General features: G+C 42.6%; 19 protein-coding genes and 1 tRNA gene. 8 read left to right on the forward strand and 12 right to left on the reverse strand.

Annotation, left to right across the window (positions count from 1 at the left end):
- Positions 1-18: 18 nt before the first annotated feature.
- The 6 genes from dapF to ACO1XM_RS12700 form a co-directional block, all read right to left on the reverse strand.
- Positions 19-795: a diaminopimelate epimerase gene (gene dapF, locus ACO1XM_RS12675; RefSeq protein WP_486229478.1), complete on the reverse strand. Its 777-nt coding sequence runs from the start codon at positions 793-795 to the stop codon at positions 19-21.
- 21 nt (positions 796-816) lie between these two features.
- Positions 817-1,035 (reverse strand): hypothetical protein, encoded by a 219-nt coding sequence (locus ACO1XM_RS12680; RefSeq protein ID WP_486229480.1) that lies wholly within the window; start codon positions 1,033-1,035, stop codon positions 817-819.
- 6 nt (positions 1,036-1,041) lie between these two features.
- Positions 1,042-1,200, reverse strand: coding sequence for a hypothetical protein (locus ACO1XM_RS12685; RefSeq protein WP_486229482.1), 159 nt, complete (start codon positions 1,198-1,200; stop codon positions 1,042-1,044).
- A gap of 277 nt (positions 1,201-1,477) precedes the next feature.
- Entirely contained in the window at positions 1,478-4,294 is a 2,817-nt protein-coding gene (gene carB / locus ACO1XM_RS12690; RefSeq protein ID WP_486229484.1) for a carbamoyl-phosphate synthase large subunit, read from the reverse strand.
- Between the two features lie 116 nt (positions 4,295-4,410).
- A complete protein-coding gene (locus ACO1XM_RS12695; RefSeq protein WP_486229486.1) occupies positions 4,411-7,773 on the reverse strand; it encodes a T9SS type A sorting domain-containing protein in 3,363 nt (1,120 codons plus the stop codon).
- A 13-nt stretch (positions 7,774-7,786) separates the two neighbouring features.
- The gene (locus tag ACO1XM_RS12700; RefSeq protein ID WP_486229488.1) at positions 7,787-9,031 is read right to left on the reverse strand and encodes a dipeptidase; all 1,245 of its coding nucleotides are present in this window, start codon (positions 9,029-9,031) and stop codon (positions 7,787-7,789) included.
- Between the two features lie 64 nt (positions 9,032-9,095).
- Between ACO1XM_RS12700 and ACO1XM_RS12705 the strand changes: the two genes are divergently transcribed.
- From ACO1XM_RS12705 to ACO1XM_RS12720, 4 genes are all read left to right on the forward strand, one after another.
- Positions 9,096-9,347: a cytochrome b5 domain-containing protein gene (locus tag ACO1XM_RS12705; protein WP_486229490.1), complete on the forward strand. Its 252-nt coding sequence runs from the start codon at positions 9,096-9,098 to the stop codon at positions 9,345-9,347.
- Between the two features lie 184 nt (positions 9,348-9,531).
- Positions 9,532-10,380, forward strand: coding sequence for an N-acetylglucosamine kinase (locus tag ACO1XM_RS12710; RefSeq protein WP_486229492.1), 849 nt, complete (start codon positions 9,532-9,534; stop codon positions 10,378-10,380).
- 132 nt (positions 10,381-10,512) lie between these two features.
- The gene (gene murQ, locus ACO1XM_RS12715) at positions 10,513-11,319 is read left to right on the forward strand and encodes an N-acetylmuramic acid 6-phosphate etherase (protein WP_486229494.1); all 807 of its coding nucleotides are present in this window, start codon (positions 10,513-10,515) and stop codon (positions 11,317-11,319) included.
- Complete coding sequence (locus ACO1XM_RS12720; RefSeq protein WP_486229495.1) at positions 11,312-11,878, forward strand: hypothetical protein; 567 nt, start codon at positions 11,312-11,314, stop codon at positions 11,876-11,878. Before murQ ends, ACO1XM_RS12720 begins: the two co-directional genes overlap by 8 nt.
- Positions 11,879-12,013: 135 nt before the next feature.
- On the opposite strand, the gene ACO1XM_RS12725 is transcribed toward ACO1XM_RS12720, so the two are convergent.
- The 4 genes from ACO1XM_RS12725 to ACO1XM_RS12740 all read right to left on the reverse strand — a co-directional run bounded on the left by ACO1XM_RS12725 (position 12,014) and on the right by ACO1XM_RS12740 (position 14,506).
- Positions 12,014-12,652 carry a transcription elongation protein SprT gene (locus tag ACO1XM_RS12725; RefSeq protein ID WP_486229497.1) on the reverse strand — a complete coding sequence of 213 codons (639 nt, stop codon included), beginning with the start codon at positions 12,650-12,652 and terminating at the stop codon, positions 12,014-12,016.
- A gap of 88 nt (positions 12,653-12,740) precedes the next feature.
- Complete coding sequence (locus ACO1XM_RS12730) at positions 12,741-12,932, reverse strand: PG1828 family lipoprotein (RefSeq protein ID WP_486229499.1); 192 nt, start codon at positions 12,930-12,932, stop codon at positions 12,741-12,743.
- A 73-nt stretch (positions 12,933-13,005) separates the two neighbouring features.
- Positions 13,006-14,316, reverse strand: coding sequence for a ribosome biogenesis GTPase Der (gene der, locus ACO1XM_RS12735; RefSeq protein WP_486229501.1), 1,311 nt, complete (start codon positions 14,314-14,316; stop codon positions 13,006-13,008).
- A gap of 117 nt (positions 14,317-14,433) precedes the next feature.
- Positions 14,434-14,506: transfer RNA gene (locus tag ACO1XM_RS12740), tRNA-Met, on the reverse strand.
- A gap of 219 nt (positions 14,507-14,725) precedes the next feature.
- Here ACO1XM_RS12740 and era point away from each other — a divergent pair.
- Positions 14,726-15,610 (forward strand): GTPase Era, encoded by an 885-nt coding sequence (era, locus tag ACO1XM_RS12745; RefSeq protein ID WP_486229503.1) that lies wholly within the window; start codon positions 14,726-14,728, stop codon positions 15,608-15,610.
- Positions 15,611-15,641: 31 nt separating this feature from the next.
- Positions 15,642-16,295: a PAQR family membrane homeostasis protein TrhA gene (gene trhA, locus ACO1XM_RS12750; protein WP_486229505.1), complete on the forward strand. Its 654-nt coding sequence runs from the start codon at positions 15,642-15,644 to the stop codon at positions 16,293-16,295.
- 45 nt (positions 16,296-16,340) lie between these two features.
- Here the strand turns inward: trhA and ACO1XM_RS12755 are convergent, their stop codons facing one another.
- Complete coding sequence (locus ACO1XM_RS12755; protein ID WP_486229507.1) at positions 16,341-17,279, reverse strand: hypothetical protein; 939 nt, start codon at positions 17,277-17,279, stop codon at positions 16,341-16,343.
- 42 nt (positions 17,280-17,321) lie between these two features.
- Entirely contained in the window at positions 17,322-17,711 is a 390-nt protein-coding gene (locus ACO1XM_RS12760) for a hypothetical protein (protein ID WP_486229509.1), read from the reverse strand.
- A gap of 196 nt (positions 17,712-17,907) precedes the next feature.
- On the opposite strand from ACO1XM_RS12760, the gene ACO1XM_RS12765 reads away from it, so the two are divergent.
- Both ACO1XM_RS12765 and ACO1XM_RS12770 read left to right on the forward strand, forming a co-directional pair.
- Positions 17,908-20,304 (forward strand): TonB-dependent receptor, encoded by a 2,397-nt coding sequence (locus ACO1XM_RS12765; RefSeq protein ID WP_486229511.1) that lies wholly within the window; start codon positions 17,908-17,910, stop codon positions 20,302-20,304.
- 39 nt (positions 20,305-20,343) lie between these two features.
- Positions 20,344-20,961, forward strand: coding sequence for a Crp/Fnr family transcriptional regulator (locus tag ACO1XM_RS12770; RefSeq protein ID WP_486229513.1), 618 nt, complete (start codon positions 20,344-20,346; stop codon positions 20,959-20,961).
- Positions 20,962-21,074: the final 113 nt, after the last annotated feature.

Below are 21,074 nucleotides of genomic sequence, written 5' to 3' on the forward strand. Positions count from 1 at the left end.
TGGCTTGATTGCTGCCAATTATGGCAAGGCAATCTCGCCCTCAAACACTTTTTGGGCAGGACCGATCAGGTAGATGTCTGTAAATTCGCCATGATTGCCTTTTTTGAAGGCGACCGAGAGCTCTCCGCCCAGCGTTTTGATTTTTATGGGTGAAGTATAACCTTGAGTAGAAGCAACCAATGCAGCGGCTGTTACGCCTGTTCCACAAGAGAGTGTTTCATTTTCCACACCGCGTTCGTAGGTACGTACAAAAAGACTATTGTCGTCCATCAGTTCAACAAAATTTACATTGGTGCCACCGGGCTTAAAAGCATCGCTGTAGCGCACTTTTTTGCCTTCTTCAAAAACGGGGTAAGCCTGAATATTATTTACAAAACGAATGACATGTGGAGAGCCTGTGTTAATAAAGAAGTCTTCATGACTTGCCTCAACAGGTTTTGTATCATTCATGCGTAAATGAACAATGCCCGAGGGCATTAGCTCGGCATCATGCTGGCCATCATAAGCAATAAAGGATGTTTTATCTTTTAGCAAGTGCAGGCTGGCGGCAAAACTTACAGCTGCGCGACTGCCATTGCCACAAAGACTTTGGGAGCCATCGCTGTTATAGTAATTAACATTAAAGGGAGCGCTTGTAGATGATTCGATAAGAATAAGACCATCTGCACCAATACCAAACTTGCGATCGCATAAGTGTACGATTTGCTGCTGCGACAAAATAATGCTACCATCTCTGTTATCGATCAGGATAAAATCGTTGCCGGTGGCCTGGTACTTAGTGAATTTTAAATTCAAAATTTCAAATTTGAAAAATTGCTATTTTATTTCTTCGTAGTCAACGTACTCTCCACCCTTAAAATCTTTGCCTTCATTTTTTTTGGCAGGTGGTGGTGTTTCGATATTAACATTGCTGCCCGGAGGTCTGTACTGTGGCGGACGCTGATAGTGGCCACTGTGCGTATAAACCTTAATTGAGCTACCTATTTTATACAACACGTAGCCAACTAAAATGCAAATGATGAGAAATTTGAACATGATGCTCTATTTTAAATCACGGGCTTTTATTCTTACAGGTTTGCCATTTTTTGAGATAACCAGCTCTCCATCTTCTTTCTTAGCTTTATCAACGAGTTTTGAGACAGCAAGTTGAATGCCAAGCGTAACTTTATCCACAAAATCCCTTACCTCTGCGTCAGTCATACTTATTTTGAGTTAAAGGAAAACATCTATTTTACACAGTATAATTGAATTTGAAATCCCAAGAGTAATGACGAAATGATCCTTTCATTATTTTATCTACTAACCTGAGTCTTTTCCTAAAATCCGTCTGACCGATGTTTGCTTCCACTTTCAGTGTCTGACGGAAAGTTCGTTGATAAAATCTCCACAGTTTTAAAACTCATAGTATCAAAACAGATCAGCAGATTATTTTAAAATACTCTTTTAACATCCAACCTCCAACCTCCAGCTTCCAATTTTATCTACTTAAATACAAATTCCTCTCATTATAAATATTCAGGAAGTAATCGTCCATCAAATCATCGATGAAGTAAATGGCCTCGCCTGTAGATTTCATTTCAGGGCCAAGCTCTTTGTTTACTTCAGGGAATTTGTTGAAGGAGAAAACAGGTTCCTTAATGGCGTATCCTTTTTTAGTTGGATTAAAGTTGAAATCAGTAACCTTCTTCGCACCCAACATTACTTTGGTAGCGAAGTTAACATAAGGCTCATCGTAAGCTTTGCAAATAAAAGGAACAGTACGAGAAGCACGCGGATTGGCTTCAATGATGTATACCTTATCTTTCTGTATGGCAAACTGAATGTTGATCAGACCTTTTACTTTCAAGGCCTGAGCTATGCGCGTAGTGTAGGTTTCAATTTGTTTGATAATAAAGTCACCCAAATTGTAAGGCGGCAACACAGCATACGAATCGCCCGAATGGATACCGGCAGGTTCTATGTGTTGCATGATACCAATGATGTAAACGTTTTCCCCATCACAAATGGCATCAGCCTCGGCTTCAATGGCACCATCTAAATAATGATCCAGCAGAACTTTATTATCAGGTAAGTGTTTCCAGATGTCGATGATGTGTGATTCCAATTCTTTTTCGTTGATCACAATCTTCATGCTTTGGCCACCAAGTACGTAAGAAGGGCGAACCAATAAAGGGAAACCGATTTGTTTGGAAACCTCCAGGGCTTCATCGGGATCAGTGGCTACACCAAATTCAGGGTAAGGAATGTTCTGCTCTTTCAATAACTGAGAGAATCTGCCACGGTCTTCTGCCAGGTCGAGTGAATCGAAAGAAGTGCCTATAATTTTGATACCGTATTTGTGCAACTTTTCTGCCAGCTTCAAGGCGGTTTGACCACCCAACTGTACAATTACACCTTCAGGTTTCTCATGTTGAATAATATCGTACAAATGCTCCCAGAAAACAGGTTCGAAATAAAGCTTGTCAGCAATATCAAAATCTGTTGAAACTGTTTCAGGGTTACAGTTGATCATGATGGTTTCGTAACCACTTTCTTTGGCAGCCAATACACCGTGTACACAAGAGTAGTCGAATTCAATTCCCTGACCAATGCGGTTCGGACCAGAGCCCAACACAATTACTTTCTTTTTATTAGAAGGTGTTGATTCGTTCTCTGTATCGAATGTTGAATAATAATACGGTGTTTTGGCTTCAAACTCAGCAGCGCAAGTATCTACTAGTTTGTAGACACGTTTAATGCCAAGCTCATTTCTTTTATTGAAGACTTCACTTTCAAAGCAATGTAGTAAATGCGCAATCTGGCGATCGCCAAAGCCTTTTTCCTTGGCTGTGCGGAGAAGATCTGTTGGAATGTTACCGATGTCATACTCTTCCAGTTGTTCTTCAATTTGAACTAACTCTTCAATTTGCTTGAGGAACCACTTATCGATGCGGGTAAGTTTTCCAATTGTTTTTAGGGGAATACCAACTTTAATGGCATCGTGTATGTGAAATAGTCTGTTCCAGGTTGGGTTTGCCAGTGAATGTAGCAGCTCATCCTGATTTCTTAATTCTTTTCCATCAGCACCAATACCATTTCTTCTGATCTCAAGCGACTGACAGGCTTTCTGCAAAGCTTCCTGAAAATTTCTGCCAATGCCCATTACTTCACCTACAGACTTCATTTGTAAACCAAGTCTTCGGTCAGCACCTTGAAATTTATCAAAATTCCAGCGAGGTATCTTTACAATCACATAGTCAAGTGCTGGTTCAAAGTAGGCAGTGGTTGTGCCTGTGATGGCATTCTTCAACTCATCCAGATTAAAACCAACGGCAAGTTTAGCGGCAATCTTGGCAATGGGATAACCCGTTGCTTTTGATGCCAGTGCTGATGAACGAGAAACGCGTGGATTGATTTCAATTGCAATGATGTCTTCGTAGTTATCAGGGTTTAGTGAGAATTGTACGTTACAGCCCCCAGCAAACTGTCCGATGCCATTCATCATTTTAATGGCCAGGTCTCGCATGCGCTGATAAGTAGTGTCTGGTAAAGTCATCGCTGGTGCCACAGTAATAGAGTCACCGGTGTGTATACCCATCGGATCGAAGTTCTCGATGGAACAGATAATGATTACGTTTCCTACATTGTCGCGAAGTAGCTCAAGTTCATACTCTTTCCAACCAAAAATGGATTGTTCCACGAGTACTTCATGAACGGGTGAAGCATGCAAACCTCTGTTGAGGGCTTCATCGAATTCTTCTGCATTATTTACAAAACCACCACCAGTTCCACCTAAGGTATATGATGGACGGATTACTAAGGGGAAGCCTGTTTCTTGTGCTATTTCTTTTCCTTCTAAAAAGGATTTGGCTGTGCGGCCTTTACAAACCCCTACACCTAACTCCAACATTTTAAGACGGAATTTCTCACGATCCTCTGTAGTTTCAATGGCCTTGATATCTACACCAATGATGCGCACACCGTAGTGCTGCCAGATACCTGCCTTATCGCAATCGATACACAAATTGAGTGCTGTTTGCCCGCCCATGGTGGGGAGTACGGCATCTATATTGTGTTTTTCAAGAATTTCTCGGATCGATTTTTTGGTGAGCGGCTTGAGGTAAATATGATCAGCTGTCACTTTGTCCGTCATGATGGTAGCCGGATTAGAGTTGATCAGCACTACTTCTATACCCTCTTCACGCAAGGAACGGGCGGCTTGAGAGCCAGAATAGTCGAATTCACAAGCTTGACCGATAATAATGGGGCCGCTACCGATGATGAGTACGGAGCGAATACTTCTGTCGCGTGGCATAAGGCTGAAGTGCTAAGGTTAAAATTGGGCAAAAGTAAGTCCTGAATTTTGTATTTGCAGACTTAATTTTAATTTTTTAGGAAATAAAAAACCCCGCTGGCTGGCGGGGCTTTTTGTTAGTTGAGCTTTACTACTTTTCGAATTTCGGTTGTGTTACCCGTGCTGATCCGCAGCAGGTACAAGCCATTGGGTAATTGCGAGAAGTCTAAGCGGTGGTTTGCTTCGCCATCGTTTTCGGAAGCCATTTCATCAATGATCACTTGACCATTTTGTTGCATTACCTGAAATGACAGCTTTTCTCCCGCAGACAGTTTACTACTTACAAAGACAAAATCTTTTACAGGATTTGGATAAACTGATATAGACGACATCGATTTTGATTCAAGACCTGTTACTGGATCCTGAATAAATAAATTGTCGATGCCCCAGCCCCAACCATTGCTGGCGGCATCAGCAAAAAGTCTGAAACGAATAATTACTTCATCATTGGTTGCGAAGTTTCCATTCTGTGTCAGGTCAATAATTCGGGATCTGAATAAAGTTTGTGTTCCATTACCTCCGTTGGTAAATGCACTTAACCAGGCGGAAAGCGTAGTTGCATCATAACCATTTAAAAAGGGTAGCCAGGTGGATCCGCCATTTTTTGATCCCTCTACAATCACAAAGTCATTAAAAGCTTCTGTTCCGAAAGGTATGGTGGAGGACTGTCCTTGTACAATGGCAATTTCATCATAGCGCATTAAGGTATTGGCAGCTGCAATGCGGATTGGCTTTAGCAAAGTGGATGTATAGCTGCTGGTACTGTCTAAGCCAAAACCACTGGCATACGGACTGATTGTTTTTAAAAAGGAAGAGTTAAAACCAGCTGGTTTAGTAATCTCAAAAAAGCCACCAACAAAATCATTCGTGGCAGTTTCAAAATTATTACTGTACTGATTAACACTTGCAGAGAAATTAATTCCTTTTATGCTGAAGTATCCCGTTGATGGAAGTGTTGTTTCGTTTCCAGCCAGATCAGTTGCTATAAATTTATAACGAAGTTCATCTCCGGCTCCTAATATGCCAGTCGGAAGAATGAAAGTATTGTCAAGGAGATTTGCAGCCTCTATTGTTAATTCCGACTCACTATTTTTAGCGTAAACTATACTGAATGATCCAACACCGCCTGCATCGCGTACTAATGCACGAAGTTCAGGTGTATTACTGCCAGCAGCTACGTATTCAACATGATCGTGTAAAATTTTAGGGGCGGTAATATCCGTTTGTATTTTCAAATTGTCGATGGTCCATCCCCAGCCGCGGGCAGATTGATCAATGAAAAGCCTGAAACGAATCGCCACCTCATCTCCGGGATCAAATTCATCGAGCATGTTAATCACACGACTCCTAAATAAAGTCGGATCTCCAATGGCAGTAGAGTTCGAGTTGGCATCAATGGCGCTGTTGTAACGAGTTAACCAAACAGCTTGGGCTCTTGCGTCATAGCCATCAGCAAAAGGTATCCAGCTCTCCCCGGCATCGATAGAGCCTTCAACTACTACGTAATCCCAAAAATCATCATCGCCAAATACTGACCCGGCTTCACCAGGTTCTACGAGCGCTATTTCATCAAAAAGAATAAAGGCATCACTTTCATTAACCGTAATAGGAAACTTTAATTGATAAACGAGATTACGCTGGTTGTTTTCAAAGCCGTCACCGCTTACGTAAGGGTGCTCTGAGTGAATAGCACCATTAGCAAAACCAGTTGGTGTTGTTATTGAAAAACCATTGCCGAAGAAATCGTTTGATGTTGTATTGAAATCATTTTCGTAAACACTGACTGCCTGACCAAGTCCCTCAACACTAATTTCAAAGAAATCGATATCAGGAAGTATTTTTTGATTGCTGTTAGATGAATTGTCGGTAACCGTAATTTTATAACGAATGATGGTGCCAATAGGGAGTCCGTTACCAAGATCGATTACAGCCTGGTACACTGAATCTTCAGGCGGAGTCTGCAATACAAAGTCAATATCAGCCTGATCCACGCCATCAATAGAATAGCTCAGCACCGCAGAAGCAATTCCAATGTTATCTGAAATAACGGCACTGATCACAAGCTCCGTATCAGCAGGAAGCACAAAGCCTGGTGTTGTATGATTCACAATCGGAGCTCTATTGTCCTCACCCGTTTCAAAACTAAAATAGGTTTGAACAACCCCGGCTCCGGGTGTGCTTCGCTTCCCTGGTTTTGTATAAACCCGGCTTTGATTGTCGCTTACTTTAATATAATAATTATACGTAGAGGCCACCCCAGTAGAAGGAATGGTTGCCTGATATTCATTAGGCACAGCGGTGGCTGTCATAGGCACTTCAACATCGGCACCTGAAGTATTGTAAACCAAAGTAGGAGATGAAACTGAGCCGACATCAGTTGTGATAACGGCCTTTACAACAAAAGACGCTGTCGGGTCTTCCACATTGGGTAAACGTTGGTGATTAATATAGGTGAATACCCAACCCATATCTGCGAACATGCCCTTTACAATATTGCCAGGGTTAAAGTTAGATTCACCTGTACCAATTTGAGGTGTCATGAGCGCATTAGCTGAACCACCGGGAAAAGTACTCTCATCTAAGTGTGCTATACTGGAGCCTGAGCTAAAAGTAGCAGGCGCATATATTTTGGCAACAGTGTTTCCATTAGCACTTTTTACAGAGGGCGAGTTATAAAACAGATTATTGCTGGTAAGCTGTGTTTTTAGATTCTCTGTGCCTGACTCAGTAGTGAGGAAGAGATTTTGAGCACCTCCATTTTCTATTCCTAAATCATAAATAACAGGAATGCTGGTACCGCTCAATCCTACAGAGGCAACGTTGTTTGAAATATTATAAGAATCAAGAAAGCCTAATCCATGTCCCAGTTCGTGCAGTACAACAGTAACTAAATCGTACTGACCTGCAGGTGTTGCGCCATTTAATCCGTAATGCCATGAATTATTGTTACTATTGAATTGTGCAAAGATGTCAATGTCACCGGGCTCATTTAAATCACTAGCCGCCATTTTTTCTGCCAAGGCTACCGGATACCATGTATTAATTTGCTGTGCACCATCGAAGTTGGCGTAGAAAGTACCTGCGGTTGCAGAACCCAATACACCATTTCCCAAGGCCGTCCAGACTGCAGTTACATGGATATCAACAGGAGAAACAAGAATGCTTTCCCAGATATCAACCGCTTTTTGAAAAGCTGCCTCTGCCTGTGGTGTGAAGCCTTGGTAGGTTACAATGAAATTGGAAGTCTTCGTATCGCTGGTTCTGGCCACAGCAAGCTTACTTTGTATCTCTGGTGGCAATGGGACATGCGATGTACCATCAACTTCTTTACCATAACATACAATAGGCTGCTTGGGCTTCGTCCACATGACGCGTTGTGCATGTAGGCCTGATGAGGCAAGTAATAAAAAAAATAAGAGGGCAATTTTTGGGGACTTCATAAAATTGGATGTATTAATTGGCAGCAGCCACGTCTATTACTTTGTTCCAAACCCTGAATACATTTTTGTAACAGATTTTTTCTATCTCCTCGGGAGTGTAACCTCTTTTAAGCAGGACAAAAATTAAATTGGGATACTGGCTTACATCTTTTAAGCCAACGGGTAAGCTGTCGCCCACGCCATCATAATCAGAGCCTATACCTACATGATCTATACCGGCCAGCATTTTTACGCGGTCTATGTGATCGGCAACTTTCTCTACATCAGAAAAAAGTTCATTATGATTTTTTACAAATTGATCGATGATGGGTTGTGCTTCCGCATCGCGGGAAGTAAGTTTCTTCTCCGCTAAAATGCTTTCCAGTGAATCAAGCAACTTGCTGTTGGTGCGTGCTACAGAATCCAGGAAACTGGCACCAAAATTTATTTGAATCACCCCACCATTTTTACCAAGTTCCTTAATCATGTCATCACTCATGTTGCGCTGAAACCCAGGTGTGAAATAGCGGCATGAAGAGTGCGAAGCAATCATTGGTGCTTTAGTAATTTTTAGCGCATCGTAAAAAGCGCTATCAGATACGTGTGAGATATCTACCATCACACCCACGCGATTCATTTCGCGCACCACGTCTTCACCAAAAGGACTCAACCCTTTCCAGGTTTGTGTGGTGTCATAAGAAGAATCGCTGATCTGATTGTCTTTTCCGTGTGTGAGTGTCATGTAGCGAATGCCGCGATCATAGAAGTATTGAATGTTTGCCAAATCATTTCCTACCGGAGATGCATTTTCCATACCCATCGGCAATGACACCTTACCTGCTTTCGTGTTAGCTTCTACATCCGCAGGGCTACCTGCCTTACCAAACTTATCGGGATGGGCAGCAATAATGCCATCAATCATGGTAATTAATGTATCGGCTAGTGCTTTTCCCTTGTCTTCTTGCAACTGATAGCGTGAAGGAATGTAGATGGACATAAAAGGTGCATCGAGGCCGCCTTTTTTGGCACGTTCAAAATCGAAATCACCCTCTGTTGTACTAATAGGAATGCCCAGAAACTCTTGCTCTAGTCTAAAGTTTTTCACCTTTAAACGGAATGGTAAGTCCACATGACCATCGGTAATGATGTAGACTTGTGCCAAAGAATCTGCAACTTTTTTAAGTTGCTCATCCGGCATAGTAGCATAGTTGATGGTTTCTTTCGTACCACAGGCAGCCAGGATAATCACCAGGCTTAGAAAAGATAAAATTCGCTTCATCGGTTTAGTGTTAGTAATTTCAAGCCAAAAGATATTCAATAATTATAGTTTCTCCACCTTAAACATGAGTAATCTGTCGCAGCCATTACCCGAGTTTACCAAATCACAACTGGCTTTACGCAACGGACAGGATAAACCAGCTATTTGGGTAGCCCTGAATGGGTTAATTTATGATGTTACTTTATCCAGGTTATGGAGAAATGGTAAGCATTATGAACATTGGGCTGGTCAGGATTTAACAGACGAGTTGAAAGACGCCCCACATACTGAAAAAGTATTTGAAAAGTTTGTGGTAGTAGGCAGGCTGAAAACTTGATTGCACGCCTTACGTTACATGCTTCACGCAAGTATGGCCTTTCGTCTAAGGGATTCCTTTTATCTGCTCATAGTACCTCGCAGGTAAATGGCACATTAAACAGCGTACGATGATTTCAAGCCTGGCCTGTTTCACCTCCATGCTGTAATGATATTGTTTTACAAATTAGCGTTACTTTTGCTACATGATTTTAATAGCCGACAGCGGTGCCTCTAAAACAGATTGGAGGCTTATTGATGATTCAGGAAAAATTGAACAAGCGCAAACCATAGGTTTTAATCCATATTATCAACCCATCGAACAATTTGAGCAGGAAGTGCGTGAGGTGTTACTGCCTCAGCTAAAATTTAATCCTTTAAAAATTTACTATTACGGTACAGGTTGCTCATCGGATAAAAACAGAAAGCTGATCAGAAATGTGTTTGAAAAGTTTTTCAGGGATGCACACATTGAGGTCTGGCACGATTTATTAGCAGCGGCACGCGCCTTGTGTGGCACTGAAGAAGGGATAGCCTGTATTTTAGGAACAGGTTCAAACTCGTGCTACTACGATGGTAAAAATATTGTAGATAATGTAACATCACTTGGTTACGTTTTAGGGGATGAGGGTTCAGGAGCTTACCTGGGCAAGTGCATTGTGGCGGATTATCTGCGCAGAGACTTGCCCGAGAAATTATGGGATCAGTTCAAACAGCGCTTTCCTTTTGAAAGAGATGAGTTCCTCGATCGGGTTTATAATCAGGAAATGCCCAGCAGGTTTTTAGGAAGCTTTTCTCATTTTATTTTTCAGCATTTGAATGAACCTTATTGTGACCAGTTGGTGCGAAAAAGCTTCTCTGATTTTTTTGAAAAGAATGTGATGAAGTATGAAGGTTACGAAAAACTGAAAGTTCATTTTACAGGATCTGTTTCTTTTTACTTCAGCAACTTGTTGAGACAGGTAGCGAAAGAGAAAAACATTACCCTTCAGCATATTTTAGAAAGCCCGATTGCCGGACTAACCCTTTACCATAAAAAAGACCTGAACAATTGATTTGAACTAAAGCAATTTGCTGATCCGTCAGACCGCTGCATGCGGAAGTAAACAGCGGTCAGACGGATTTTAGATATGCAGATTGTTAGTAAAGTTAAAAGCACTTGAAATAAATACTCTAAACAGATTACCTTGTCTACCACCGAATCATCCTCTCACTACAACAACCTTGAACAGATGTCTGTGCAGGATTTGTTGCAAAACATTAATCGTGAAGACAAGACAGTGCCGCTTGCCGTAGAAAAAGCCTTGCCTCAGATTGAAGCGCTGGTAAATGTAATCGTAGAAAAGATGAATCAGGGTGGACGCTTGTTTTATATCGGAGCGGGCACGAGCGGGCGTCTGGGTATTTTAGATGCTTCAGAAATTCCACCTACCTATGGCATGCCCCACGGCAAAGTAGTTGGTTTGATAGCGGGAGGAGATGGTGCCATACGCAAAGCAGTTGAGTATGCAGAAGACAATGCGCAACAAGCCTGGAAAGACCTGGAAGAACACCTAATCAACCGCAACGATGTATTGGTAGGTATTGCAGCGTCTGGCAGAACGCCTTATGTAATTGGTGGTGTAAAAGAAGCCAAAGCGAATGGTATAGTAACGGCTTGCATTACGTGCAATCACGGAAGCGAATTAAGTAAACAGGTCGATTACCCTATAGAGGTAGTGGTAGGTCCTGAGTTTGTTACAGGCAGCACACGCATGAAGGCAGGCACTGCACAAAAACTTGTGTTAAATATGATCAGTACAGCCGTGATGATTAAACTCGGCAGGGTGAAAGGCAATAAAATGGTTGATATGCTACTCACCAATGATAAGTTGGTAGACCGGGGGGTGCGCATGATTATGGATGAATTGAAAACAGATCAGGCTACTGCAGAAAGATTGTTGAAAGAACATGGTGCTGTGCGCAAAGCCATAGACAGTCAGCAGCATGCATAACATTCTTCCTTACGAACGATGGCTCTCGCTGTATGATCCTGCACTTGACGAACGCTCACCCTTTCATGGTAAAGAATATAACTACGATGTATATTCTGAAAACATTTATGGTTACTACATTGATCCGGCCTGGGATTTTATGGGCTCGGAAACACTCTACATAAAAATTCTCTTTGCCAATTATAAAAAGGGCTTTGCCATTATTGAATTCATTGGTGAATGGAACGATGCCATCAACAACGACATCATGCATTTAAAACGCAACGTGATTGAATTGCTGGCTGCAGAGGGTATCAATAAATATATTTTGATAGGGGAGAACATCCTCAACTTTCATGGTTCGGACGACAGCTATTACGAAGAGTGGTTTGACGATGTGGAGGAGGGCTGGATTGCGGCTGTTTCTTTTCCGGAGTTCATTCGCCAGGAGATGGAAAAGTATGGCATAGATCGTTATATCAATATGGGAGGCACACTGGAAATAGAACGCTGGCGAACATTACAGCCCAATATTCTTTTTGAACTAGTCGATAAACTTATTCAGAGAAGACTGAATTGATGTGCTGATGGGTTGATTCGGTGATGTACTGATTACCTCCAGCTTCGAGCCTCGAGTACAAGCTTCAGACTGAGTGTTAAGTCTTACTCGTTTCGAACTTCTAACATCGAACCTCTAACTTCGAGCTTCGCACTTTTACAACAAGGCCAACTGAACATCACTCACTTCTGCCTCAGCAGGCACCAGGTAATTTCTTTTGCTTTTCATCTCCAGACAAAGCACACGTGTTCTGCGGAGCTTGCCTTTTTTAAAATAGCGACCTTGTAGTTTAAAAATGCTGCCTTCTGGTAAAGAAGAAAGTAAGGGCATAGTCTTTCGGTTGGCATCATATGCGCGTAGCCTTTGCGTTAAGGTTACATCTGCAAAGGAACTGGCCTTGGGGTTTACCATGTGTCTCCTCAACTCCGATAAAATATCATCAGGAAAAATTGATTCATGCAGGAGTGGGGCCAATAACAGCTTAAAGGAGTCTTTCCATTCACGGCCATGCGCTTCTGCATGTCGGCCATGGGCTAGATATACTCTTAAGTGAGCTACCTCATGAACATACGTTAGCAAAAACAAGTAAGGGTTAAGGTCGTGGTTAAGGGTGATCTGTACCTGAGTACTATTATGACGGCAAGAGAAATCGCCTACTTTGCTTTGCCTGCTTTTGGTAAGCTTAAGTTGAAAGGGACTTTGTTGCCAGAGCAGATGAGCATACGCAACCGCCTGAGGAGGCAGATGCTGTGCGAGGATGGCTTGTATGGAGGTTGAATCGTTGGCTTTGGGCATCTTTAGCCAAAGAAAACAAGTGTTAGGAAAATAAAAAAGGCTTTAGATTTCTAAAGCCTTCCCGGGAAATGCAATCGAAGTCGATTGATTACTGAGCTACTACAGCAGCAGCTGAATCAACAACAGCAGCAGCAGAGTCAACTACAGTAGCAGCTGAATCAACAACAGCAGCAGCTGTAGAATCTACAGTAGCAGCGGCTTCTTCAACTTTCTTTCCACCACAAGCTGTGAAAGCAACTGCGAAAGCTGCAACAGCTACAAGTGCGAATAATTTTTTCATAGTTTACAGGTATTTTAAATGTGCCGCAAAGATAAGCCTTTATTAAAGGAACTATGCAAAAGATTTTGAAAAATTATTTTTTCTTAAAGATCAACCGTACCGGAACCCCCTCAAAATCGAAATGATCGCGGATTTTGTTCTCTAAAAAGCGCTCATACGACTCCATAATGAATTGAGGCATGTTGGTAAAGAATGCAAACGATGGATATCGGGCGTTTACCTGAGTAATGTACTTTATCTGGACAAACTTTCCCCGTACCGATGCCGGAGGGTTATGCTGGATTTCACGCAGCATAATTTCGTTAAGCTTACTGGTTGGAATTTTCTTGCTCTTGTTTTCATACACTTGCATGGCCTTCTCCACCACCTGGAAAATACGCTGCTTTTCCAGCACAGAGGCAAAAATCATAGGGATATAGTCAATGGGCGCCAAACGCTCCATCATATCCTTTTTAAAGGTCTCGGCCGTTTTGGAATCCTTTTCAATCAAATCCCACTTATTGATCATAATCACAATCCCCTTACCCTGGCGTTCGGCCAGGCTGATCAGGTTTACATCTTGCGATTCCATACCCTGCTGGGCATCAATCACAATAATAACCACGTCTGATTCCTCAAGGGCGCGAAGCGATCGGAGTACTGAGTAAAACTCGATATCATCTTTAACCTTACCCTTTTTACGAATACCGGCCGTATCGATCAGGATAAAGTGTTTGTTATACATCTTATAATGGGAATGTATAGAGTCGCGGGTAGTACCGGCTTCGTCAGTAACGATACTTCTTTCCTCACCCAATAAGGCATTGATCAATGAAGACTTACCAACATTGGGACGGCCAAGAATGGAAATTTTAGGAATACCTGCATTCGGATCTTCAACCCCAGGTGTTTCAAAAGTTTTAACCAGTTCGTCCAAAAGCTCACCAGTACCACTTCCATTTTCGGCAGAGACAGGAAAAATTTCAGCTTCTAAACCCAGCTCATAAAACTCATTCGCCAGTAAAGTCTTGTCAGGGGTATCGGTTTTGTTGGCAGCGATGAAGAGTGGCTTTTTAGAAGTGCGCAATACGTTGGCAAAGTCTTTATCCATGCCGGTTACTCCATCGCGAATGTCTACCAGAAAAATAACAGCCGAAGCTTCATCAATGGCCAGTTTTACCTGCTTCCTGATTTGTGATTCAAACTTGTCTTCAGAGCCGGTTACGTAGCCCCCTGTATCAATTACGGTAAAGAAATGGCCGGTCCATTCGGCATAACCATAATGACGATCGCGGGTAACACCCGATACGTCATCCATAATGGCCTCGCGTTTTTCAATGAGACGATTGAAGAAGGTAGATTTGCCAACATTAGGGCGGCCTACGATTGCAACGATGTTTGCCATGAGATATTTAAGGTTTTGAAAGCATCTAACCAATCGGTTAAAACTGCTGCCAGACCCAGCAGGTAGAAGCCTGACAAAATAAAAAGAGCGATACCGAAATATCGCTCTTTGATCGAGTAGCGGGAACAGGACTCGAACCTGTGACCTTTGGGTTATGAGCCCAACGAGCTACCAACTGCTCCATCCCGCGATTTTATCGCAATAGCGTAGTTCGAGACATAACTAACGAACGGCTCCCGGTTTCAATCGGGACACTATCTTTCGATTGTTGCACAAAAGTAGAACGATAAGCCCACAAAAACAAATCGTACCTTTGTTTTGCACTGTAAAAAATGGTTTTGTTTGTGATCATCACAACAAGCGAAGTCATTCTACACTTTAAGCAAATTATTATTGTTAAATCTACCGCATGACAGAATTTAAAGCAGGTTTCGTAAGTATTATCGGTAAGCCCAATGCGGGTAAGTCTACGCTGATGAATTTACTGGTGGGTGAGCAGCTGTCGATCGTTACTCCGAAAGCGCAAACCACCAGGCATCGCATTATGGGTATGATCAATACGCCTGAGATGCAGATTGTGTACAGCGACACACCTGGCATGCTGGAACCTAAGTATGCCCTGCACGAAGCCATGATGAATTTTGTGAAAGTATCGCTGGAAGATGCAGACCTGGTGTTGCTGGTAATCGCCTGGGACGACACCATTGAAGATTACATGATTGACCGGATCAATAAAGTAAAATGTCCGGTGGTTTTGATCCTGAATAAAATTGACCTCGCTAAAAAAGAGGAATCGGTAGAAGAAAAAATTGATTTCTGGAAAACGAAATTTACCAACATACAGCAAGCCATACCGGTAAGTGCGGCTAAAAAGAAAAATGTAGATAAGATTTTGCCGGTGGTGCAAAGTGTATTGCCTATCCACCCACCGTATTTCCCACAAGATGATTTGACCGATCGTTCGGAGCGTTTCTTTGCAGCGGAAATTATTCGTGAGAAAATATTTTATAACTACGGACAGGAAATACCCTACAGTGCCGAAGTGGTGATTGAGTCTTTCAAGGAAGCCGAAGACATTATCCGCGTGCGGGCACAGATTTATGTGGAACGCGATTCGCAAAAAGGAATTTTAATAGGCAAGGCCGGAAGCTCTCTGAAGAAAGTAGGCATTGAAGCACGCAAGGACATGGAGTCCTTCTTCAAGAAAAAAATTCATTTGGAAACCCATGTGAAAGTAGCGGACAACTGGCGCAAAGAAAGATTTAAGCTGAAGCAATTCGGATACTTAGAGTAGGATTATTTGTATTAGAAATCAGTTCATATAAATGGCCATCAAGCAAGACAAACAAATGAGCACCGGTGAAGAAATCGCGAATGCCATTACCCACGGTATCGGTGCCTTACTCGCCATTGCTGCCCTGGTAGTATTGATTGTGTTGGCTGCCATGCAGGGAACAGTTTGGCATGTAGTCAGCTTTTCAGTTTTCGGCACAACGCTGGTGCTACTGTATTTCGCTTCTACGTTATACCATAGTTTCACACCAGGTCGTGCCAAGCATCTCTTTCACAAGTTCGATCACATCTCTATTTACTTATTGATTGCCGGAACGTATACCCCATTTTGCCTGACCGCTTTGCGTGGTTGGATAGGCTGGACCGTGTTTGGCATAGTCTGGGCATGTGCCATACTGGGTGCTGTGGTCAAGGCCATCTCGGTAGGTAACAAAGTTCGCCTCTCTACCATTCTGTATGTAATGATGGGCTGGGTAATTCTTATTGCCATCAAGCCCTTGTACGAAGCGATGACGTATACGGGCTTTCTCTTTTTAATCGGAGGTGGTGTTTCGTACACACTGGGTACTATTTTCTTTTTGCGCGATCAGGTAAAGTACAACCACAGCGTGTGGCACTTATTTGTTTTGGGAGGCAGCGTACTGCACTTCTTTGCTGTACTAAGTTTATTAACTTCTAACTTCTAACTTCTAACTTCTAACTTCTAACTTCTAACTTCTAAATTCTAACTTCTAAATATTCCTCCTGTCTACCTCCGTCTCCAACAACAAATTCATTTTCTTCACCACTTCGTCCAATTCTTCTGCGGCTACTTCAAGCTTGTCAATAATAGCAGGGTCTTCGCCATTACGCTTATCAATTTTTATTAAGCCAACCAGCCCCAATACCCGGGCCAGCGGGCCACGCACTTCATGTGAATTCATGTGCGCATATTTTTCTAACTGCTTTAGCTGGATGTTAATTTTCTCAGTTCTGCTGTGTACAATTTTTTCAAGGTTATCGTTAAGCGCTCTTACTTCTTCAGTAGAGGAGGTAAGCTCTTCGTTCAAGGCCAACAGCTGCTGATTACTCTCCGTCAGCGCCATGGTTCTTTCTTTCACGATCCGCTCCAGATTAACCTTGTGCTCCCGTAACTGCTTTCGTATGTTATTTTGAATAATGTACAGAGACGTAACCAGACCCGTAGGCACGATCTCGAACTTGGCCGTGGTAGCCATAGACACGACAGATGCGCTGAAGGGCAGGTGATTATTCAATAAAATATTTTCTGACAGAATATATACCGGAATGATGATGGCATAGTACACAAGGGTAATGGCCGACCAGCTAATACCTACCTGCAGGTTATTGAAATTATTGGTTTTAATTTTTTGATAGGCATACCATAAAAAAATGGCAGCAGCAAAATGCATCAGAAAATACGAAACGAAGGCACCTGCTTCGTGCATGCTCAGCACAGAGAAAAGAATAACACCGATAATGGATACGAAATGTCTGAGGTATACAACACTGATGAGGATGGGAATTTCTCTCAGGTCGGTGGCAGTACCGCTAAAACCAGGCATCTGAAACTCAACCATACCCATAAGCGCAGAGAGCAGGCCGAATAAACAAAGAAAGGCAAGCTCTTGTAGCCAGGGATGTGTACTGAATAATTTCTTAATGTCCATAGCTTGGGGCAGACGGGGCGTAAAGATAACTATACGCTAAAATCAGGGTTGGGTTTTCTCCACACCGATAACAAAATATTTAGTTTCACCCCGCCATGGAAAAGCCCTGTACCTTCTGATAAAGCGCAGGTTTACACGTTCACCGGCTGCCGAAGCGCTTTCCAGGTCTTTAATAACAGTTGTTTCATCCGACTCCACAGAGAAATCGCGGGTTTCGGCAATAGGGCTTACACCTTTTAGTGACCCAAAGGACTCCACACTTAACTTACCTTCATACGTTTTGAAAAGCATCCCTCGCTCAGTAATGCTCAATACGCGCCCGGCCATAACCCCTTCTTCATAAACTGCAAAATAGTAGAAAGTATACAGGGCTGTAAAGCCAAGCACAAACAGTATCAGTGTCCAACGGAGAATTTTCTTGAGCGTAGCCATAAGGTGGAAGTTTCCCTTTTAATAAAGAAGGTAATCCTGTAACAAGATAGGCTAATTAAACCAAGAGTAAAACAAGAAGCCCGCGAGACCACTTTTTTTCTTAACCCAGATCAATGCCCTTAGCCGCTTTTGATAACCACAATCAAGGGTGGTACCGGTTTGGGGTCAACACCTTTGCATGATCAAAACAAAAACTATGAACCCGAAAAAGACTTTAACAACGCTAGCCCTATTCGCAATGAGCGCGATCGTGGTTGTAGCACAAACAACACAAACCGTAAGAGGCCGCATACTGGATGAAGTAAGCCAAAGCCCGCTGATAGGTGTAAACATTACCTTGCTAAACTCAACTGAAATAATGGGTGCAGCAAGCGATGTAGATGGAAACTTTCGCCTCACCAATGTGCCCCTGGGTAGACAAAGCTTCCGCATTACCTACATCGGTTATGAAGACCGGATACTTAATGATGTAATGGTAACTGCCGGAAAAGAGGTGGTGCTTAACATAAACCTGACCGAGCGCATCAACCAGTTAAACGAGTTGGTGGTTACAGCCAATTCAAAAGATGATAAGGCTGCAAGCAATAATGACCTGGCGGTTGTCAGCACGCGCAGTTTTAATGTAGAGGATACCAAGCGCTATGCCGGTGCACTGGGCGACCCATCACGCATGGCTGCCAACTTTGCCGGTGTTGTAGGTGGTGACGACTCACGTAACGATATCGTGGTGAGGGGTAATTCGCCTACAGGCATGCTCTGGCAATTGGAGGGACTAAACATTCCTAATCCTAATCACTTTGGTTCACTCACCAGCACAGGTGGACCGGTAAGTATGCTGAACAATAACAACCTTGATAAATCTGATTTTATGACCAGTGCTTTTACCGCACAATACGGCAATGCATTGGCTGGTGTGTTTGATATTAAACTACGCGAGGGTAACAATGAGCATAGAGAGTACGTTGCGCAGGTTGGCTTTAATGGTTTTGAATTGGGAGCCGAAGGACCACTTTCGCAAAATTCCAAAGCCTCCTTTATCGCGAACTACCGCTATTCTACCCTCGGCATATTCCAGGCATTAGGACTTGAGTTTGGTACGGGTTCTAACACCCCTTTGTACCAAGACCTTAATTTTAAGGTGTCGTTACCAACTAAAAATAATGGCAAGTGGACATTCTTTGGTGTTGGAGGTATCAGCGCAATAGACTTGCTGGGCAGCGAAGCAGATTTATCTGTGGATACAGATTTATATGGCAGTGAAAATGAGGACACCTATCCACGCTACAAAACCGGTATTGCAGGCATCGGCTATGAAAAAAATATTTCTAAAAAATCTTTCTTGAAATTAACAGCAGGCACCAGCCATACTTTTGAAGGATTTACAGGCGACTCGCTTGTGCGAAATACGGAGGAAGAAGTGGTGGCCCGCTACAGGCGCATAGAGGGTGAGTTTAATACGGCAAAATATTCAGCAGTTGGTTTTTTGCGAACCAAGTTTAATGCAAAAAACAGTCTTACTTCAGGTTTCTACATAGACTATACTGATTTTAATTTACTGAACAGAGATTTTTATGCTAACCTGGGCACAACCATAACACGTGTGAACATTGAAGACCAAACCACACTGTACCAGGCTTACACTACCTGGAAACATCGTTTTAACACGAAGCTTTCTTTAAACCTGGGCGCACATGCACAATATTATTCCCTCAACAAGCAAGCAGTAGTTGAGCCAAGGGTAAGTGCGCAATATATGTTAAATGGCAACCACAGCTTAAGCCTTGGCTATGGCTTGCATAATCAGGCGCAAAGTATTTACACGACTTACATACAAACAGAGTTTGCAGATGGTACACGTTCCCTAACCAACACAGATCTTGATTTTACTACAGCACAACACACCGTACTTACTTACGACTGGAACATAACGGATAACCTGCGCCTGAAAGCAGAAACCTACTACCAAACACTAAGCAATGTACCGGTAGAACGCAATTCGTCATCGTATGCAGCATTGAACGATGGCAGCAGCTTCATTCCCGCGGATACCGACAGCCTGGTAAGTAATGGTACAGGCCGTAATTACGGAGTTGAATTAACCCTGGAGCGTTTCTTTAACAAAGGTTTTTACTTTCTGATTACCGGTTCTTTGTTCGACTCAAAGTATACAGCAAGCGATGGCATTGAAAGAAACACGGCCTTTAATATGCAATACGTGTTAAACACGCTGGCTGGTAAAGAGTGGCGCGTAGGGCAGAAGCGAAATTACCTCGTGCTTAACTTAAAGCTTACCACCATTGGTGGAAAATATTTAAGTCCGATAGATGTGCAGGCATCACAACAAATGGGTAGAACAGTGTATGATGAAGCCAATGCCTTTAGCGAAAAGCAGGATCCCTATTTCAGGGTAGATTTAAAATTCTCTTACCGCAAAGAGTATGCAAAGAGTACTTTAGAGATGGCAGTTGATTTTCAAAACATCACCAACAACCAGAATATTTTTTCACAAGCTTACAATGCGCGCACCAACAGCATAGTAACACAATACCAACAAGGATTCTTCCCTGTTCCGTTTGTAAGGTTCACGTTTTGATACCTACGGAACACCCTCACCTGGTTTAGCGATAAGCCGGTGAGGGTATTTTTTGTATTTTTCGGGATGAATGAGTTCTCCCAGGTTCGAAAATACGTTTCGCAGTTTGTCAGCTTCAGTGAAGAAGAGTGGCAGCTACATCAGAGCATGCTCGCCAGACGCTTTCTTAAACGGGGTGAATTTTTATTGAGAGCCGGAGAGGTTTGTGATCACATCACCTTTATTAACAAAGGCGTGTTCAGAACCTACATGATTATTGACGATGAAGAAGTGACCAGTAATTTTGCTTTCGAAGGAAATTATGTGACTGAGTACACCAGCTTTGTTTCGCGCCAACCTACTACCGATAATATTGTGGCCATGGAGGATGCAGAAATTCTGCAGCTCGCCTATAACGAAATACAGATTATCTACGACAAAGCCCCGGTGTGGCAAAAATTTGGCAGACTCATGGCTGAATACGTGCTCACTTTTATTTCAAGCCGCAACAAATCCCTGCTCTTTAACAGCCCTGAAGAAAGGTATCTTAAGCTGATGAAGGAACGACCAAAGGTAATGGAGCGTATTCCACAACATTATATTGCTTCTTATCTGGGTATTAAACCAGAATCGCTCAGCAGAATCAGAAAGCGGCTGATGGAAACCAAAAAAATTTGAAGAAAAGGCATAATTGGTGCTCTGTTAACCTTTTCACTGGCTAAACGTTTTTCAGTATAATTAGTATTTCACTGAAGATTCGCCTCAAAGTATATTTCTGAGTTTGCACTTCT

This window comes from Chryseotalea sp., from assembly GCF_057350905.1.

Coding starts and splice junctions, on each gene's coding strand:
- ACO1XM_RS12680 (WP_486229480.1), bottom strand. CDS start 1,035: ATGTTCAAATTTCTCATCATTTGCATTTTAGTTGGCTACGTGTTGTAT.
- ACO1XM_RS12685 (WP_486229482.1), bottom strand. CDS start 1,200: ATGACTGACGCAGAGGTAAGGGATTTTGTGGATAAAGTTACGCTTGGC.
- carB (WP_486229484.1), bottom strand. CDS start 4,294: ATGCCACGCGACAGAAGTATTCGCTCCGTACTCATCATCGGTAGCGGC.
- ACO1XM_RS12695 (WP_486229486.1), bottom strand. CDS start 7,773: ATGAAGTCCCCAAAAATTGCCCTCTTATTTTTTTTATTACTTGCCTCA.
- ACO1XM_RS12700 (WP_486229488.1), bottom strand. CDS start 9,031: ATGAAGCGAATTTTATCTTTTCTAAGCCTGGTGATTATCCTGGCTGCC.
- ACO1XM_RS12705 (WP_486229490.1), top strand. CDS start 9,096: ATGAGTAATCTGTCGCAGCCATTACCCGAGTTTACCAAATCACAACTG.
- ACO1XM_RS12710 (WP_486229492.1), top strand. CDS start 9,532: ATGATTTTAATAGCCGACAGCGGTGCCTCTAAAACAGATTGGAGGCTT.
- ACO1XM_RS12720 (WP_486229495.1), top strand. CDS start 11,312: ATGCATAACATTCTTCCTTACGAACGATGGCTCTCGCTGTATGATCCT.
- ACO1XM_RS12725 (WP_486229497.1), bottom strand. CDS start 12,652: ATGCCCAAAGCCAACGATTCAACCTCCATACAAGCCATCCTCGCACAG.
- ACO1XM_RS12730 (WP_486229499.1), bottom strand. CDS start 12,932: ATGAAAAAATTATTCGCACTTGTAGCTGTTGCAGCTTTCGCAGTTGCT.
- der (WP_486229501.1), bottom strand. CDS start 14,316: ATGGCAAACATCGTTGCAATCGTAGGCCGCCCTAATGTTGGCAAATCT.
- era (WP_486229503.1), top strand. CDS start 14,726: ATGACAGAATTTAAAGCAGGTTTCGTAAGTATTATCGGTAAGCCCAAT.
- trhA (WP_486229505.1), top strand. CDS start 15,642: ATGGCCATCAAGCAAGACAAACAAATGAGCACCGGTGAAGAAATCGCG.
- ACO1XM_RS12755 (WP_486229507.1), bottom strand. CDS start 17,279: ATGGACATTAAGAAATTATTCAGTACACATCCCTGGCTACAAGAGCTT.
- ACO1XM_RS12760 (WP_486229509.1), bottom strand. CDS start 17,711: ATGGCTACGCTCAAGAAAATTCTCCGTTGGACACTGATACTGTTTGTG.
- ACO1XM_RS12765 (WP_486229511.1), top strand. CDS start 17,908: ATGAACCCGAAAAAGACTTTAACAACGCTAGCCCTATTCGCAATGAGC.